17 protein-coding genes are annotated in these 17,631 nt (G+C 57.0%); 8 read left to right on the forward strand and 9 right to left on the reverse strand.

Going from position 1 to position 17,631, the window contains the following annotated elements; translation table 11 throughout:
• Positions 1-4: 4 nt before the first annotated feature.
• The 6 genes from ACXHXG_RS19485 to ACXHXG_RS19510 all read right to left on the reverse strand — a co-directional run bounded on the left by ACXHXG_RS19485 (position 5) and on the right by ACXHXG_RS19510 (position 6,118).
• Entirely contained in the window at positions 5-1,309 is a 1,305-nt protein-coding gene (locus tag ACXHXG_RS19485) for an FAD-binding protein (RefSeq protein ID WP_457900325.1), read from the reverse strand.
• 10 nt (positions 1,310-1,319) lie between these two features.
• Positions 1,320-2,432, reverse strand: coding sequence for an electron transfer flavoprotein subunit alpha/FixB family protein (locus ACXHXG_RS19490; protein ID WP_283060984.1), 1,113 nt, complete (start codon positions 2,430-2,432; stop codon positions 1,320-1,322).
• A 12-nt stretch (positions 2,433-2,444) separates the two neighbouring features.
• A complete protein-coding gene (locus ACXHXG_RS19495; RefSeq protein WP_457900326.1) occupies positions 2,445-3,296 on the reverse strand; it encodes an electron transfer flavoprotein subunit beta/FixA family protein in 852 nt (283 codons plus the stop codon).
• 182 nt (positions 3,297-3,478) lie between these two features.
• Positions 3,479-3,862 carry a nitrogenase stabilizing/protective protein NifW gene (gene nifW, locus ACXHXG_RS19500; RefSeq protein ID WP_457900327.1) on the reverse strand — a complete coding sequence of 128 codons (384 nt, stop codon included), beginning with the start codon at positions 3,860-3,862 and terminating at the stop codon, positions 3,479-3,481.
• Between the two features lie 197 nt (positions 3,863-4,059).
• On the reverse strand, positions 4,060-5,286 hold the full coding sequence (gene nifS, locus ACXHXG_RS19505; protein ID WP_283060987.1) for a cysteine desulfurase NifS: 1,227 nt from the start codon (positions 5,284-5,286) through the stop codon (positions 4,060-4,062).
• Positions 5,287-5,797: 511 nt separating this feature from the next.
• Positions 5,798-6,118, reverse strand: a complete 321-nt coding sequence (locus tag ACXHXG_RS19510) for a HesB/IscA family protein (protein WP_283060989.1) — start codon at positions 6,116-6,118, stop codon at positions 5,798-5,800.
• A 473-nt stretch (positions 6,119-6,591) separates the two neighbouring features.
• Here ACXHXG_RS19510 and ACXHXG_RS19515 point away from each other — a divergent pair, with 473 nt between their 5' ends.
• A complete protein-coding gene (locus ACXHXG_RS19515) occupies positions 6,592-7,248 on the forward strand; it encodes a nitrogen fixation protein NifQ (protein ID WP_457900328.1) in 657 nt (218 codons plus the stop codon).
• A gap of 46 nt (positions 7,249-7,294) precedes the next feature.
• Here the strand turns inward: ACXHXG_RS19515 and rpoN are convergent, their stop codons facing one another.
• Both rpoN and ACXHXG_RS19525 read right to left on the reverse strand, forming a co-directional pair.
• Positions 7,295-8,737 carry an RNA polymerase factor sigma-54 gene (gene rpoN / locus ACXHXG_RS19520; protein ID WP_457900329.1) on the reverse strand — a complete coding sequence of 481 codons (1,443 nt, stop codon included), beginning with the start codon at positions 8,735-8,737 and terminating at the stop codon, positions 7,295-7,297.
• Positions 8,738-8,813: 76 nt separating this feature from the next.
• Positions 8,814-9,353, reverse strand: a complete 540-nt coding sequence (locus ACXHXG_RS19525) for a peroxiredoxin (protein WP_457900330.1) — start codon at positions 9,351-9,353, stop codon at positions 8,814-8,816.
• A gap of 728 nt (positions 9,354-10,081) precedes the next feature.
• Here ACXHXG_RS19525 and ACXHXG_RS19530 point away from each other — a divergent pair.
• The 3 genes from ACXHXG_RS19530 (at position 10,082) to ACXHXG_RS19540 (ending at position 12,206) form a co-directional block, all read left to right on the forward strand.
• A complete protein-coding gene (locus tag ACXHXG_RS19530; RefSeq protein WP_457900331.1) occupies positions 10,082-10,945 on the forward strand; it encodes an isocitrate lyase/phosphoenolpyruvate mutase family protein in 864 nt (287 codons plus the stop codon).
• A 104-nt stretch (positions 10,946-11,049) separates the two neighbouring features.
• Entirely contained in the window at positions 11,050-11,382 is a 333-nt protein-coding gene (locus ACXHXG_RS19535; protein WP_457900332.1) for a hypothetical protein, read from the forward strand.
• 107 nt (positions 11,383-11,489) lie between these two features.
• Positions 11,490-12,206: an SOS response-associated peptidase gene (locus tag ACXHXG_RS19540; protein ID WP_457900333.1), complete on the forward strand. Its 717-nt coding sequence runs from the start codon at positions 11,490-11,492 to the stop codon at positions 12,204-12,206.
• A 77-nt stretch (positions 12,207-12,283) separates the two neighbouring features.
• Here ACXHXG_RS19540 and ACXHXG_RS19545 read toward each other — a convergent pair whose 3' ends face one another.
• Entirely contained in the window at positions 12,284-13,021 is a 738-nt protein-coding gene (locus ACXHXG_RS19545) for an amino acid kinase family protein (protein ID WP_457900334.1), read from the reverse strand.
• Positions 13,022-13,108: 87 nt separating this feature from the next.
• Between ACXHXG_RS19545 and ACXHXG_RS19550 the strand changes: the two genes are divergently transcribed.
• From ACXHXG_RS19550 to ACXHXG_RS19565, 4 genes are all read left to right on the forward strand, one after another.
• Positions 13,109-13,579 carry a hypothetical protein gene (locus ACXHXG_RS19550; protein ID WP_457900335.1) on the forward strand — a complete coding sequence of 157 codons (471 nt, stop codon included), beginning with the start codon at positions 13,109-13,111 and terminating at the stop codon, positions 13,577-13,579.
• A 474-nt stretch (positions 13,580-14,053) separates the two neighbouring features.
• Positions 14,054-14,626, forward strand: a complete 573-nt coding sequence (locus tag ACXHXG_RS19555) for a nuclear transport factor 2 family protein (RefSeq protein WP_457900336.1) — start codon at positions 14,054-14,056, stop codon at positions 14,624-14,626.
• 109 nt (positions 14,627-14,735) lie between these two features.
• On the forward strand, positions 14,736-16,241 hold the full coding sequence (locus tag ACXHXG_RS19560) for an SDR family oxidoreductase (RefSeq protein WP_457900337.1): 1,506 nt from the start codon (positions 14,736-14,738) through the stop codon (positions 16,239-16,241).
• Positions 16,242-16,486: 245 nt separating this feature from the next.
• Complete coding sequence (locus tag ACXHXG_RS19565) at positions 16,487-17,551, forward strand: LLM class flavin-dependent oxidoreductase (protein WP_457900338.1); 1,065 nt, start codon at positions 16,487-16,489, stop codon at positions 17,549-17,551.
• Positions 17,552-17,631: the final 80 nt, after the last annotated feature.

The raw sequence follows: 17,631 nt of genomic DNA on the forward strand, positions 1-17,631 counted from the left end.
TCCCTTAGCGCCAAGCCATTGCGAGGCGCACCGCGTCGCTGACCAGTCCCCAGCGCGAGCGCGCCTTTATGAAAGCGGCCGTCGTCGCCCTTTCATTTTCGATCTTCGGCGTACCATCGACACGCATGAAATTTTTCGAAGCCTCAGACATCAACTTCGGGTATGTCATGAAGAAATTGCGGGAATTGGTATGAAGCAGGGCGGGCATGTCCTTGTATTTCTTGAGATCTTTAATGACGAAGGAATCGTCCAGCATTGTCTTGTAAAGTGCGAGGTTCCTTTTGGTCATTCGGCCTCCGCGGCTCTTGACCTCGAAAATCGCCTCCCCGGCGATGCGACCTGACGTCATGGCGAGATTGGAACCCTCGCGGTGAACGGCATTGTTGAGCTGGGCCGCGTCGCCGACAACGACCCAGCCATCGCCGAAGAGCGCGGGAATTGCCTTGTACCCACCTTCGGGAATGAGATGAGCTGCATATTCCTTGACTTCCGAATCCGCGATCAGATGTTTGATCGAGGGATGGTTCTTGAACGCTTCGAGCAATTCGTAAGGGCTTTCGCACGTTGCAGCAAAGTCGGAGACGAGGCAGCCGATGCCAAGAGAGATCGACTCCTTATTGGTATAAAGGAAGGCGAGCCCGGCCATGCCGCGGGAGATGGTGCCGGCTGCCTCAATCACGCAGCCTTCGTTGCCATGAAGACCGAACCTCTGATCGATCACGTCTTCCGGCAGAAAATGTATTTCCTTGACGGCGAGTGCCACGTTCTCCGATCTCGGCGTCTGACGCAAACCGGCCCGTGCGCCGAGCAGCCCATTGGCGCCTTCCGCGAGAACGACCGTGTCCGCAAGAATGATATCGCCGCTACGGTCGGTGCGCACACCGATCACCTTGCCGCCTTCCTGGGCAAGTTCCGTCGCAGTCGTCTCGCACAGGACTGTCGCTCCCGCCTCGCGCACCTTGCGCGAAAACCAACGGTCGAACTGGGCGCGAATGATTGTGTAGCGCTCGGGCGTCGACTCGTTGAAGTCGTCCGATCGATATTGGATGCCGACATGGGACGTGTCATCCATCATCCAGAAGCGCTGCTCGACGAGATGCCGCTCAAGAGGCGCATCATCTCGAAAATTCGGGATGATTTTCTCCAGCATGTTCGCATACATGATGGCGCCCTGGACGTTCTTGGAGCCCGGATACTCGCCACGTTCCAACTGCAGGACTTTCAGGCCACGGCTTGCCATGGTGTAAGTAGCCGCATTGCCGGCCATGCCAGCGCCAATGACGATAGCGTCAAACTTTTCCCCGCTCATAGCCGTCCCCCTAATTCGCAAGCTTATCGCGACTGTGCGGCGACAGCCGATGCGTGAAAACATCAGTGAGGGCCGGCAGGAAGCGGATCGCATCCGTCACGACGCCAAGGTGGGCGAAGTCGAAAATCGGCGCGTTCGGGTCAGTGTTGATCGCGACAATGAGATCAGCCCCCCCGACGCCAACCCGGTGCTGAATGGCGCCGGAAATCCCGGCCGCTATATAGAGCTTCGGCCGGATAGTCTTGCCGGTTTGCCCGATCTGCCGATCAGCCGGCATCCAGCCTTTCTGGACCAGCGGCCGTGAGCAGCCGTATTCGGCTCCAATTACCCGCGCGAGGTTCTTTACAAGCTTCAGGTTCTCCGATGTTCCGAGACCAAGGCCCCCGCCCACCACCACATCGGCATAGGCGAGATTGGAATTTGTCGATTGCACGTCGGAAAGAAACCCGAGGACTTTGGTGACGATCTCCTCCTCGAGCATCGGGACCCCATGCTGAATGACGCAGCCAATCGGCTTGTTCATGCGCTGCGGCATCGCCATGACGCGCGGCCGCACTGTCGCCATCTGCGGTCGGCAGTTGAGCGTGTAGATTGTGCATAATAGAGAGCCGCCGAAAGTCGGCCGCGTTGCGGCAAGCGAACCGTCCGCATCCACATCGAGTTCGGTGCAGTCCGCAGTGAGCCCCGTCAACAGGGTCGTCGCCACGGAACCGGCAAGGTCGCGACCAAGCGTCGTCGCACCCAGAAGCAGGATCTCGGGTTTGTAAGTGGCAACCAGATTTGTCAGAGCTTTGGTGAAGGGCTCGTTCCTATAGTCTGCGAGCAGGGGGTGCTCCACGAGATAGGCAACGTCGGCGCCATAGGCAAACGCCTCTGCAATGGCCTGCTGCGTGGCATCCCCCGGAGGTCCGAGCACGACACCTGCGAGCTTGACGCCAAGCTTGTCCGCTAGCTTGCGGCCTTCTCCCAGCAGTTCGAAGGAGACGGGATGAATATTTTCGCGCTCCACTTCGATGAAGACCCAAACGTGCCGGTAGTCCTTGAATTGCTCGGGCAGCTCTTTCTTCATACCCGCGCGGCCGACGGCAGGGGGCGGTGTTTCTTGATTTGCGGTCAACGTCATGGCTCCTTGCCGTTATGCGCTGGCGTCGAAGGCGAGTTCGTGTTCGAGCGCCGGCTGACGAGAGAAGATTTCGACAATCAACTCATCGGCAACATCGCTCAGCGCCTTATCGGTGGTGGTGATTTGCTCCGCCTTTTCCACCCTTGCTGTCGGGGCAAAGACGCGTTTGACGACCGTCGGCGAACCACGCAGTCCACATTTGCTGAGGTCCTCGATGCCGGCGTCGGCCGCGCTCCATTTTACGATCTGACTGCGTGCAGCGCGTAGCGCGTCATCAAGCGAGCCGCGCCGAATTTCGTTGGTGCCTTCCAGCATGGTGATGAGGCAGGGAAGCCTGCTATGCAGCATTTGCGTCCCCCCTTCCGAACGGCGATCGACCTTAATTTCACGCGCATCGAGATCGAGGGAGCAAATCTTTGAAACGTAAGTGAGTTGCAGGAGGTCGAGGCGCTTGGCGATGCCCGGCCCGACCTGGGCAGTGTCGCCGTCGATCGTCTGCTTGCCCGTGAAGACGATGTCCGGGGCGCCGAAGGTCTCGCCGATTTTTGCGATCGCCTGCGACAAAGCAAAGGAAGTCGCCAGGGTATCGGATCCTGCAAAATAGCGGTCGGTCAACAATACCGCCCGATCCGCACCGTAAGTAAGCGCCTTGCGCAACGAATCCTCTGCCATCGGCGGGCCCATCGTGAGCGCAGTGACCTCGCCGCCATGGACGTCACGCAACCGCAGTGCTTCTTCAAGGGCGAATAGGTCATAAGGATTTATGATGGTCGGCACGCCCTGGCGCATGATCGTGTTCGTTACCGGATGGACGCGAATCTGAGCGGAGTCCGGCACCTGCTTGATACAGACTACGACGTGCATGTGGTCTCCTAGCTGCTGTTCGAATGGCGGGTTTCGCGCTTCATGTCCATCAAAGCACTATCTGTGCCAACGCTTTTGAATTTCGCATCCGTTTGAAATTCCGCCTTTTTCTTCTGATCTGCGCGCGCTGGAACCGCTATTGTCGGCTTCTCGACATCGTTCAAGCCACAACCATGTCGCATTCATTCATTGTCGAAATGCTTCAGGATGGAATCGAATGAAACGAAGGTGTGACCCGGTCGGGCGGGCGTGGCCGGACTGTGGTCTTTGAGTACCTTGAAGACACGGTGCGCAAGTGGCGAGGACGTCGCAAAATCCTCGTAGGCGCGTTCAAGGATGGCGCGTGCCCTGGCGGCAATCACCTGTTCCGGAAGATCGGAGAAATCCTCTTCGGCGAGGTATTGCCCCATCCGCTTCAGGATGTGAAGCCGCGAGACGTCAAGCACCTTGGGATCATAGGCGACGTCAAGCAGCGCGAAAAATTCCTCCGCCGCCGACAGATTTTTCAATCGCGCGAGGATTTCAGCCGTATCGCTGCTTGGGCTGACGTTGCAATAACTGTTCATAACATTCTCCCCGTTGGAACGATGCGCTGCGGTGCGTCCGATGCGATGAATCCGCGGTCGCGAAAACCTCGCAGGAAAAGTCCTCGCGCTTATGGCCTCAAGCGGCTTGGCAAGTCCGAACTATTCTGCGTCGCGTAAGCGACGAACATCGCCTAGTGCCGTCAAGCCAAATCGTGTCGTCAGAAATACGAACCGCGTCATGAGGGGTTTCCGTCCGTCTCCGGCGGCTTCAGAAAAGCCAAAGGTCTTCGGCGCTTTGGCGGCGTCGGCCCAAACGAGGAACCATCTCGCAAAGTGCCGACGATTCCGGGTAAAACATCGAGTACACGGTCGATATCCTCCTCGCAATTGTCACGCGACAGGGAGAACCGGATGACCCCGTGGCTCGAGATATCGGGAATGTTCATCGCCGTCAGGACATGGCTCGGCTGCGGCGACTCAGAAGTGCAAGCCGAGCCGGAAGAACAGGCAATGCCATAGCGGTCAAGAAGAAGCAGCAAGCCATCACCGTCGACTTGGTCGAAGGCGATGTTGGAGGTGTTCGGCAACCGCTTTTGCTTATCGCCGGTGACGAACGCATCTGGGATGCGCTGCAGAAGCCCTTTTTCCAGTCGATCTCGCAGCGATCTTACTCGTCCGTTCTCTTTGTTCATGAAGCGCAAGGCAAGTTCAGCGGCCTTGCCGAGCCCGACGATGCCGGCGGTATTTTCCGTGCCAGCGCGCCGATCGCGCTCCTGATGTCCCCCCTTGATCATCGGATCGAAGCGTACGCCGCGCTTTACCCAAAGCGCGCCAATCCCTTTGGGTCCATGCAGCTTGTGACTTGAGAGCGACAGCATGTCGATCGCACTCGATTTCAGGTTCATCGGAAGCTTGCCGACCACCTGCACAGCGTCTGTATGGAAAAAAGCGCCGACTTCCTTGGCCAACTTAGCGAGGTCGGCGACCGGAAAAATCGTGCCCGTTTCATTGTTCGCCCACATGATCGAGACGAGTGCAACATGTGGGGTGAGGGCTGCCCGGTATGTGCGCAGGTCGAGGCGACCATGCCGATCGACTGGAATCCTGTGCACCTTTATGCCACGCGTCTTCTCAAGGTGCGCGCAGAGCGTCAGCACGGCCGGATGCTCGACTGCGGACGTCACGATCTGCGTGCGATCGGGCATGATCTCGAGCGCCGACAGGATCGCTGCATTGTCGCTTTCCGTCCCGCCGGACGTAAAGACGATCTCATGCTCGAACTCCGCACCGATCAAAGCTTGCAATTGTTTGCGCGCGGTCATTATCGCCGCACTTGCCGAGGCGCCGAAACTGTGACTGGACGAAGGATTGGCAAATTGATCCGTAAAGAACGGCAACATCGCTTGTACGACTTCAGGATCGACTCGCGTCGTTGCATTGTTGTCGAGATAGACAGATCTCATGGAAGCGATCCTCAGTTGGCGGAGTACCTCGATAGTCTCCGTCGTTCAGCGCTGGAGCGAGAACAATCGCGGCAGCGTTCGATTGGTCGAATTCGCTGTAGCGACGTCATTTGGCAGTCTCAGATTATGGTGGGAATGTTTCAGGCGAGCCCCATGCGTCCTCGATCCTTGGCGACATCCCATCGAAAATGACCATCGGTTACAAAGATGTTTCTGTGACCTCGAGCGCGCTGCCTTCTTTTGTGCCCGCCGACAAAATCGTCTCTGACCTGATGAGGCCTTTAACGAACAACGCCGCAGGGACCGCAACAGTCGCTTCCTCGACACCTTTGACGCTTGTGACGGGATCCGGCTACGACTTTGCGCCAGATACGACGCAAGCGGTGATCGTGCGCCGACCTCGCGTTCAGTATTGGCTGTTTGCAGACCGCGGGCGCCCTTGTGATTGCAGGACGATTTCTTGAGCTTGTCGCGATACTTCCGCATGACTTTTCACACCAATTCGGGATGATCAGGCGAAGGACTTGCCGCAAGCGCACATCTCTGCTGCGTTGGGATTGTCGAAGACAAAGCCTGAGGACTCCAGCCGTGTAACGAAGTCCACCGTCATGCCGTTGACGTGTGGCTGAGAGCTCGCGTCCACGAACAGCGTGATCCCATCTGTTTCGATGACAGCGTCGCCCTCGCGTGAGCTGCTCTCAAGCCCCATCCTATATTTGAGCCCGGCGCAGCCACCGGTCTCGACCGCGATGCGCAGGCCCTCGGCCGGCTCGTCCGCTCGGCTGAGCGCAATCCTCATGGCGGCGACGGCGTTGTCTGTGAGCGTGATCATAAATGTCGTTCTCGTTGGTCGTCGGCAAAATTCGCAAATGACCTTGCATGTGCCGTGCCAAACAGAAAAACACTTGAGGAACCTTCGGATCTTCCAGTGGCAATATGCGCATCTCCGACATCGTTGAACGTCAAACATCAAAAAAGGGCAGTCACTGGTGAATGCGAGAATCCCACCAAAGGATCACCGCGCCATTCCACGCCGCAGCCGTTATCGCAGGTGGGAGAACGTTCCTAGCAGGCGCACCGGGGAAAGGGCTGAGTACCAACGATGACTGTCGGGTTTGTCGATGAGCCGACATTTGGCGTTGGCCGCTCTGCATTTGCACGCTCATCACATCGCTCAAATAACCCCGAAAGGCCTGTGCCTACGCTGTTTGTCGGACCACGCTGGCATGGTTTTTGGAGGTTTCTCGTCACGGCCGCCAATGCTGCAGGCGACCTTGATCGATGAAACGAAGGAGCAAAAGCGCCGTGTCAGATCTGCATCAGTTCCAGGTTTTGAGGGGCAAGGGCATCAGTCGCGGAGCACGAATGTCTGATCGGTGGCAACACTTGCAGTCATCCAAGGCCGGGCAGTGGCTGCGAATGGACTTGGAGATGGATTTTGACGAATATGCGCTTGCCTGCGTCTTTTCGCGCGCGCTTGAGGAGATCGAAGCTGGCCAGGCGTCGGCGACAGAGGCGACCGGCCTTTCTCGCGCCGAGCTGCGGGACATCCTTACAAGGAGTTTTCCTGCCAAGCTCATCGACGCCTTCTTTCCGGGAGAGGCGAGCGATCCGGAACTCGGTACGGAGGAAGGGCTCCTGCGTGAATTGCTACTTTCGCATGCCCGTCACAACGATCCAGTCAGTGCCCGCTTTGCTAAGATCATTGCCCGACGTGCCCTGCGCGACGACCATCTTTGGCAGGACCTTGGACTACTTGAGCCGGCCGAGCTCGGGCGTTTGTTTGCCATGCATTTCCCGACGCTGGCGGCTGGCAATACCAACAATATGAGGTGGAAGAAGTATCTTTACCGCAAGCTCTGCGAGGCCGAAGGTTTTTCGCTGTGCGCCGCTCCGAGCTGTCAGGAATGCGGTGATTACGAAACATGCTTCGGCCCCGAAACGGATGAAGGCCGTCGCTAAGTCGCTTCTGCGAGCTGTGCGAGATCGTCAGCGCTTTGGTCGGCGTCTATACAAATCCCGCCCGCATCTCGCGGCGGCGTTGAACGGAAGAGGGGATATTCATTCCTTCCCTGTATTTTGCGACCGTGCGGCGCGCTATATCGATGCCGCTTTCCCGAAGTTGGGCGACCATGTTGTCGTCGGAAAGCACACTGTCCTCCGTTTCCGCGGCGATCATTGCCCTGATGCGATGGCGGATAGCTTCGGCCGAGTGCGCCTCGCCGCCTTCGCAGGAGGAAATCGCGACCGTAAAAAAATACTTCAGTTCGAACACGCCGCGGGGGGTGAGCATGTATTTATTCGAAGTCACACGGCTCACCGTCGACTCATGCATCTCGATCGCGTCAGCGACAGTTTTAAGATTGAGAGGCCGAAGATAGGCAGTGCCGCGTTCCAGAAAGACATCCTGCTGGCGGACGATTTCGGTCGCTACCTTAAGGATCGTCTTGGCGCGCTGATCGAGACTGCGAACCAACCAGTTCGCGTTTTGGAAGCATTCGTTGAGGAATGCCTGATCTTTGGAATCATGCGCGGTCAGACGGGAGACTTCGGCAAAATAGGTTTGGTTGATGAGCACCTTGGGTAGCATGTCGGGATTGAGCTCGATCTGCCACCCGCCTGCGTTCGAAGGCAAGACCCGAACGTCCGGTATGATGGCCTCCGGTCGTCCCGATTGGAATCGGTTTCCGGGCCTGGGGTCAAGCGTACGGATCTCATGCAACATGTCGAGAAGGTCATCTTCGTCGACGCCGCAGCGCCGCTTCAATGCGCGAAAGTCGCGTTGCGCAACCAACTCAAGATTGGCGACCAGCGCTTCCATAGCAGGGTCGAACCGATCGCGCTGCCGCAACTGTATCTCGAGGCATTCGCGAAGAGTTCGTGCAAAGATTCCAGGTGGATCGAAATGCTGCAAGGTCGCGAGGACCCGCTCAACCTCAGCCTCGCGGACACCCAGACATGCTGCCAGCTCTGATAGGTCCACCTGAAGATATCCAGTGGTTTCCAGATGATTGGCAAGCGCACCGGCAATCAGCCGATCTCGAGAGGTGAATGCAGTGAGGGCGATCTGCCGGGCGACATCGTCGTGCAATGTTTCGGTAGAAGCAGCAAACTCCTCGAAGCCAGGGAGTTGCTCTGACGAAGCATTGGCTCCATTCCGAATTGATTTCCATTCTCCAAGTGGCTCTGGAGCGTCGACCCGTGTAGGCGCATCAACCTTGCCCTCCTGCGCGGCAATGTCGGGCCTATTCTCCGAGCTCGAAACGACATCGTCAGAAGCGATGCCGTCGCTTGATGCCAGCTCCAGAAACGGGTTCTTCTCCAATTCCTGTTCGACGAACTGATGCAGCTCGCCGTGCGCCAGTTGCAGCAAGCGAATAGATTGGATGAGCTGAGGCGTAATAACCAGCGATTGCCTTTGGCGCTGGAGAAGGTTTGCTAAATACTGCATCCTAAGAGCGAAACCCCTATCGATCTTGGTACTTAGTCGCGCGAATTTTCATTTTATGAGGCTTTGATTCCGATGTTTATGCTGCGGCCGAGGCCTTCAGCGTTTCCAGGATGTTTTGCGGTGACGAAATGCCATAGGGATCGGTTTGACAGTTGTCAGAGAAGCCTTCTTCCTCAAACCATTGCTCCACCTCGCCGTCATCGACTACCGCCGCGTAGCGCCAAGAGCGCATTCCGAAACCGAGATTGTGCTTGGTGACGAGCATGCCCATCTTGCGGGTAAATTCTCCCGAGCCGTCAGGGATGAGCTTGACGTTCTGAAGTCCTACGGACTTGCCCCAGGCGTTCATGACGAACGCATCGTTTACGGAGAGACAGTAAATCTCATCGATGCCCTTTTTTTGAAATTCCCCATAAAGGCTTTCGAAATCAGGTAGCTGTTGGTTGGTGCAGGTGGGGGTGAAGGCGCCTGGCAGCGAAAACAAGATGACGCGTTTGCCGCTGAAATAGTCGTCGGATGTCTTGTCTTTCCAGCGATACGGATTCGGTCCGGGTAGGGACTCGTCGCGAACACGCGTGCGGAACGTGACGAAGGGAACCTTCTTTTTGCTGGTCATCCAATTGCTCCTTCATAGACAATTGACGCGTTGTTTTGCGATTACGGCCGCAGTATTCAATCTCAGCCGAGATACTGGTCTAGCAAGCACCGTGCCATTGCCTTGAGGGTAGAGAGCTATTCTACTTCTGCGCCGAGCCCTGGCATGAGTAGGAGCGCCTCGAACAACGGCGCTGACCCAGATATCCGAGCCTCGAATGACGTCCGCCGCGGTGACATCGGTTGGTCGCCCGTTATCGGGAAGCGTCCGATATTCGAAAAATACAGAAACGTTCCAGAAAGTCGTGTCAGATCCTTCAACTCGCACGCCGGCAGGCTTTGATGTGGCCGCGGTACTCGCGCTTTTGGGGGCAACGATTTGCCGAGACATCTCTTCTTGCAGCGCCGACCGACGCGTCGCAGTTGTTCTCGACCATCTCCAGATTAAGACCTGTACCGCTCTCCAGCTCTTCGGCAAGACGGCCGCGTGTCCGGTCCCAGTGAGATTAAAAGTTCGGGAGGGGTCATCGCGATTGGACGATTAGGTTCTCTCGCGCGTGTCCCTTCGCCAACCTTCTTATGTTCGAAACGGGACAAGAATGTTGGAAGACGGACGAAGGGAACGCAATGCCTGGGCTGCCTGCCGGGACAGGTCGTGTAGCGCGGCCGTTTGCGCCCATTCGGCACGCAACTTGCGTCGTTGCTCTTTTGGCTGCGCTTGGCACCGGCAGATTTCCGAAGGAGCATGACATGGATCAAACGGTTTTCGTTCCAAAGAGCATTGGGGCGATTGAGGATCCGACGAAAACGCTCCGCGATCTGATTTCCTCGCCGAACCTCACGCACCTGATGGGATCGTATGATGGGCTTTCTGCGCTGATCGCCATGCAGGCGGGCTTTAAGGCCATCTGGGCGTCTGGACCGTCCATTTCGAAGAGCCTCGGCTATCGCGACGTCGGGGAGGCAAGTTGGATACATCTGATGGAGGTGGTGGAACGAATGGGGGATGCCAGCGGGCTGCCGATCCTGGCCGATGGTGACTCCGGCTTCGGGAGCATGAATAGCGCGCGGTTGATGGCAGCAAAGCTTTTGCAACATGGCGCATCTGGTGTGTGCATCGATGACAAGGGCTTCCAGAAAATGAATTCCTCTGTCGGCCGTCGTCATCCGCTGGACGATATCGAAGTGTTTTGCGGCCGCCTGAAGGCGATCAAGGACACGACGGGAAACGATCTTGTGCTTGTCGCCCGCACCGAAGCCTTGATCGCCGGTTACGGTCTCAAGGCGGCCCTGTTGCGCGCGGACGCCTATGCGAACGCCGGCGCCGATGCAATCCTGATTCATTCGCGAGAGGCGAAAATGGAGGAGGTTCTGACCTTCGCAAAGGAGTGGAAGCGGCTACCGATCATAATTGCGCCCTCCAACTACTACCGCACAGTCATTTCAGTGCATCATGAGGCTGGGATCTCCAATGTCATCTGGGTCAATCACGCGATGCGGGCCGCGGTCGCAGGCATGCGGGCCGCTTGCAACTGGATCATCGCCGAAGCAAGCGCCGGGCGGATTGGGCAGGAGGTAGCGACGGTCGACGACCATCCCGCCGCGTTATGGTGAACCGCCTTCGGCGGAAGTAGATATCTATCCTCGCACGTAATTAGAATCGGTCCGGCTGAAGGGGCACCCAGGCGCATGGAATATGTCCAAGCGCTTCTGCCTGCATGGCGCTTGCCGTCGCCGGCGTGGTCAAAACTCCGTCTCTTGCAAAATTGCTGGAAGCCCGGCGAAAAACCCGGTGCGGCGCATCGGCCGGCAAGGGCTGCATAGCGCCGGATATGGCGATCTTTGTGACTGCGAATTACCTCGATCAAGAGGTGTTCAAAATCCAGTTCTTCTGTAAACCGTCCAAGCATGAAGTCATGCGAGTTTACATTGGTGCGGTCGCCCTACTGTTCGGTATTGGCTCATTTGTGATGATCGATTTGAGAGAGACTTATCAAAAGCTCGCGAAGAAAATTCGAGAAAGAAACAAGCCCGAGGACACAGCCAAGTGAAATGAACTCAGTTGGCCGATGGGAACGGAGCTCCTGCGAGGCAGCCTGTCGCGTCGAAACATGCTATGAAGCGATCATGGGGCTTGACGGGAGGAGGCAGCTTAGCCATGTGCGGACGTGTCTATATCCGATCATCCTTGCGGGAGTTGCTGGACAATTTCGCCTTTGCCGGTCCCGGTGATGTCGAAGGGCTGGCGAACCGCTTTCCCCGCTACAACGGCGCACCACAGCAAGACTATCCGATTATCGTCAGGGAGATTGTGCGGGAGCCGGACGTCATGGGTCCAGTTTTTGCGTTGGCGCGCTGGGGCTTCATTCCGGCTTGGGCAAAGGACGCCGGCCGGCCGATGGTCAACGCCAGGGCCGAAGGCATCTCGACCAGCGGCATGTTCAAGCATTCCTACAAGTCGAAGCGCTGCCTGGTGCCGATCAATGGCTTTTTCGAGTGGAAGGACATCTACGGCACGGGCAAGAACAAGAAGCCCTATGCGATCGCGATGAAGTCGGGCGAGCCCTTTGCCCTCGCCGGCATCTGGTCCAGTCGCCGCAATCGCGATACCGGTCTCGACGAGAAGACGTTTGCGATCATCACCTGTGCACCCAACGAAATGATGGCGCAGATCCATGACCGTATGCCGGTCGTGCTGCATCCGGAAGACTATGAGCGCTGGTTGTCAGCGGAGCCCGATCCTTATGACCTGATGAGGCCGTTCCCGAGCGAGCTTATGACCATGTGGCCGATCGGCAAGGACGTCGGTTCACCGAAAAATGATCGGCCCGATATCATTGAGCCTTTCGAGGATCCAGAGCCGCCGTTGCTGTGATCGATGGCGATATTGTGAAAGAACGTGCCGGAGGAAGGAACCATGATGAGGCCGTTTGACGCCGGCAATGTCATTGACTAAGCCGAACGTGATGGGGCGCTTTCTTTGTAGCGAAATGTGGTGATGTAGGTCGCTCTCACATGCTTTCCCTCGGTCCAATCACGGAGCCGGTCTGGATGCGTGCCGTTGATAACAACCCCCGAAGCGCCTCGCAAGGACATGAAATGGGCCGCACAAGCATCGACTGGCGCATGACCAAGCTCCGCAAGATCATGGGCATCTATCTCCTCGATGAACGCCTCCGGATTGTGAGTTGCCCCATTTCGATAGACGCCGTCTACGTCGGTCAGCATTGCCAATAAAGGAGCGTTGGTTACCCACGCAATCCACGCGGCCACAGCGTCGGACGTAATGTCCCAACCCCATTCAACCGAATCCGTCGTGGGGAGCATGCGCGACGGAAGCAGAACTGGAATTTTGCCAACCTTTGCCAGGCTCCGACATTCGCTCAATGTTGCAGAGGGAACAAGTTTCGAAGAGAAAGCACGATTGGCCAGCGAATTTCCTTTCTGATCTTGGACAAGAGCGCACGCGTGACGGGTCGAAACCGGTGCCCGAGCATATAGGTCGTCAACACGCTCCATCGCCTTGTCGTGAAAGTCCCCGCCGGGAACTACTAAAATTCGATGTCCACGCTGGACCAAGCGCTCGAGTTCCGCGACAGCCGTCCTACAGGCCGACAGATCATGCATGAGGCTCCCGCCGAACTTCACAACTATGGAAAAGCCGCATGGGGGAAGACTTTGGGTGAACATGTCTGGACCTCGCCCTTCCACTGTGTAGGCCACATGAGCGTTTGCAGGGATCTTCGATGTCAGATTCCGATGCGAAACTGAGACTTTATGAAACCCCGCAGCGTACAACTGCATCCGTTCAACGCCATTTGGGGAGCAAGCTCGATTACGTTGAACCTAACGTCGAGAAGTTTCGTCGCATTCCAAACATCTCTCTTCCACCATTTTCTCCGCAATTCTTCGCCGATCGATATTGCAGAAGTCTCGAACGTGCCGCGACCTTCCATCTTTGTCCGCGACGCTCAAACTGACGGGCCTCTTCATTTAGCTGCAGGCCTCCATGATCCCGCGTTCCATGCGGCGACCAACGAGAGAAATATGGGTCGGCGGCTCTTACTGCGTCGGAACAACGTCAAAAACCGTGCCAACCTTGCAGAAGGAGCCGGCAAAAGCTTTGTCCATGTTTCTTCCCGAGGGCTGAGGACAGCGAAACGTCTCAAAGAGGCGATAAAACGCGTTATGGAGATTCAAGCGCAAACACTGTCCAATTTGTCAGATGCCCGACACAGCCTTCGTTAAGTCAATCTCGCTGCTCCCAACGTAAGCAGTTGAAATCAAGCCGCTAAGACATCTCGTCCGGCGATGCCAGTCGCGTTGGCATGAGATTTGAAAGTATTTGTCTTTGAAAGTGGTGGGGCCTGTAACGGCGATGCCGACCGGTAAATAATTATTCGGTACCGGTCGGCAGGAGGGGAGGTGGACCATATCAAATCGTCAAATGGATTTCGTCGAAGAAGAGAACAATGGAAGCCAAGAGAGCGAACGGTCTGAGGGGCCAAATCCCCGATAACTTTCAACCGCGGCCGAGCGCAGTTACGGATCTTGAGCCAAACGACGGTTTGATAGATGGGAAGCATATTGCCGGGCCACCCCGTACCAGGTGCAAAGTGCAGCATCTCCTCGATGGTCCGCCGGCTACGAACATCCTGGCGTCGTTGCCGCGTCGATCAATGCACGAATGCCTCTTCCCAACCTGGAATTAGCGACAAAGCGATGTGCCACGAACAAATTACCGAATTACTTGATCGCGAGGCGATCCGCGACTGTCTTTATCGATACTGTCGCGGGATAGATCGGGCAGACGAGGCGGCGCTGCGCAGTGCGTACTGGCCCGATGCGCATGACAATCACGGCGCTTATTCCGGCTCCGCCGAGGGGCTCATAGAGTTCGCGCTGAGTGTCTTCAAGACCGAACCGCGCAATATCCATCAGATCACGAACGTTCTGATTGAGTTCATCGATCCGGCGGAGGCTGCCGTCGAGAGTTACTTCACTGCGCTGCAGCGGGGACCGGACGGCGCGAGGACGATACGTCAGGTTCTCTTGTGTGGCCGCTATTGCGATCTGTTTCAGAAAAGAGAAGGTGAGTGGCGCATTGCCGAGCGGACCGTCGTCTACGATTGGTTCGAGGAACAGACCGCGCCAGTGACCTCCGAGACGGAGCGTTTCGGTCTCCGGCAGCCGATCGGGGCATCGTATCCGGCCGATCCGGTCTACGCGCTCGTGAACCGTCGTTTTCTTCAAAAACGTGAAGAACTGATCCACATTGCGAAAACACCTCGGTGATGAGCGGTTTTAAATCTTCGTCGGTGGCCGAATGGACCTCTCAATCTACTGCCATGCCGGGGTGGTTGTCCGGAAAACATGGTCTGGGAAACGGTCAGGAGAATTCCTCATGAAACAGCAAGGACGCGTCGTCATCATTACAGGCGCTGCAGGCGGGATCGGCCGCGCACTCGTCGACGCTCATCTCGCTGTCGGGGACATAGTTGTTGCCGCAGACCTCCCGGACAGCGGCGTGCTTGAACTGGCTCGCGGTTTCGGCGCGGCGGATCTCGGGCTTGAATTCGATGTCTCGCGGGAAGAAGATATCCTTGCCCTTTATGCGCGGATCGACGCGCAGTTCGACCACATCGACGTTCTTGTCAACAATGCGGCGATGGGACCCAGCATGGCCGCGACCACTGAGACCCCCATCGATGACTTCCGACGCGCATTGGCGGTAAACCTGATCGGGCCCTTCCTCATGGCTCGCGAAGCGGCGCGGCGGATGCAGCCAGGTGCTGCGATTATCAACGTCGCCTCGATGGCGGGCATAATTGGCAATCCAAAACGCAACGCCTACGCTGCTTCGAAAGCGGGCCTTATCTCGGTTACGAAATCGCTCGCCTGCGAGTTGGCTTCGCTTGGCATCCGCGTGACGGCAGTGGCGCCCGGCTATGTGCGCACGCCGATGGTTGCGAAATTGGAACGCGCGGGCCAGACGAACTTGGCGGCGGTGCGTAGCCGTGTGCCGATGGGGCGGATGGCGCGTCCGGACGAAATTGCGCGAGCCGTGCGGTTTCTCGCCAGCCCGGATGCGCATTACATCAACGGCACGGTGCTGACAATTGATGGGGGGTGGATGTCCTTCAACCAGCCCGGCGACGCGCACCCGCGAGTAAGCGAAATACCACTAGCCGAGCTTTCCCGCCCGCCACAATCAACCAATAAGCGGATCGTTCTCGTGACGGGCGGCGCGACCAGCATAGGCGCGGCCGTTGTTCGCCGCTTTGCAGCAAACGGCGATACCGTCGTAATTGCAGACATAAACGGCGCCGCAGCGGTGAAGCTCGCAAAATCCCTCGGCGGCGAGCACATGGGAAAATCCGTGGACATCTCAAGTGAAACGGAGGTGGTAGCACTGTTCGACGATGTGCGGGAGCGGTTCGGGCGGCTTGAGGTCCTCGTCAACAGTACCGCTTGGCCCGACAGCTGCGAGTCGGGAGTTGAGCAAACGCCTGCCGAGATCGCGCGCGTCATCGATGTCAACCTCACCGGTGCCTTCACCTGCGCGCGTGAGGCTATCAAGACGATGCGGCCAGACGGGGTAATCCTGAACATCGGATCAATTAACCGTTCCCTGACGATTGCCCAGCGCCATGCGTATGGCGCATCAAAGGCGGGGTTGGAAATGCTGACTCGCTGCATGGCGGCCGAACTCGGGCCGGTTGGCATCCGAACTGCGACGATTGCTCTTGGCTTCATTCACACACCTGATAGTGCACGGAAAGCGAACAGCCGCCGCAACCCGGCCCGTAGCGGTGGGCAGTTCGAAGGCATGGCAAACGCCGCGTTTTTTCTAGCTTCGCCAGATGCTTCATACATCAACGGTTCGACCCTCTACGTCGGCAACGGCTGAAAGTCGGGCGATATTGGATCCTCCCACGATCAGAACATTCACGGGAGATCGAAAATGACACCATGTGCCAGATGGGATGCGAGAGATCATCGAATTTGACAATTTGAGGGAGCGCTTGCGGCCGGCGAACGGCAAGCGATCTGTCTCGAAACCTCGAATACCGAAAAAAGGCGGATCGGGACCGAGGCCACGACACGTAGCCATCGGCCATTTGCCGACGGGCCCAATGTTAATGAGGAAACGCTATGGAATTCGCGACCTTCATCCTTGCTTCCCAGCGGGGCTATCATCAATCGCCCGCCAGCATCATCCGCAACTCAATCGAACAGGCAGTCCTTTCGGAGCAAGCTGGCTTCAACACCGCGTGGTTTGCCGAACACCACTTCAACAACTATAGCCTGGTTCCATCGCCCTTGATGATGGTTGCCCATTGTGCCGGCCGGACGAACTCCATTCGCCTCGGCACTGGTGTTTGCGTATTGCCGCTTTATCAACCACAACGTCTGCTTTCCGAGATAGGTTTCGCCGATATCGTTTCGAGCGGTCGCCTGGAGCTTGGCGTCGGTTCCGGATATCAGCAGTTTGAGTTTGACCGCTTCGGTGTCGAAATCGATGAGGCGCCGTCCATTTGTTCGGAATATCTGGACATCGTTCTCAAGGGCCTCAAGCAAAAGATTTTTGAGCACGATGGCCAATATATAAAGGTACCTCCGACGGCGATTTCGGTGCGGCCTATCCAGAAGCCGACCCCCCCGATCTGGATCGCCACGGCGTCCGGATACAACATGGGCCGTGCTTATCGCGAGGGACACAATCTTTTCGTCACAGCATTCCACGATGGCTTGGACACGTTGCGCAAGCTGCGCGAAAGCATCGAGAACGCAGCACTGTCAAAAGGTAAGACTGTTACGGACGCCAAGATTTCGCTGTTACGTTGTTGCTATGCCAGCGACAATGAGACGGCGATCAACAGCTATCTCGACAACGCCCGTTTCCAGCGTCGGCTATCTGAGGCGCTTCATCAGCGCCGTCAACAAAGTGAGGACGGTTACCTGCTGCAGGAAACCCCGACCCAGCAGGACCTCTCGTTTCAAACGATGCGCGACAATCTACCAATCGGCAGTGTGAACCGGGTGATCGATCGCCTGCTGGAAGAGATCAGTGTGCTGAAACCCTCCCAGATCGCAATTCATTGCCAATTGGGCGATTTCGATCATCAGGCGATGCTGCGGCAAATCGAACTCTGGGGAGACAAGATCATCCCGGCTGTCAACAAGTCACTCGGTCATGCACCCGCGATGACGGGATAACTGCTTTCCGAGATCACGAAGTAATTTTTATGATGAGTCGTTCGGATAGATCGAAGTCGAGATCTCGCTTCACGGCGAAC

Source organism: Rhizobium sp. LEGMi-198b, assembly GCF_054114205.1.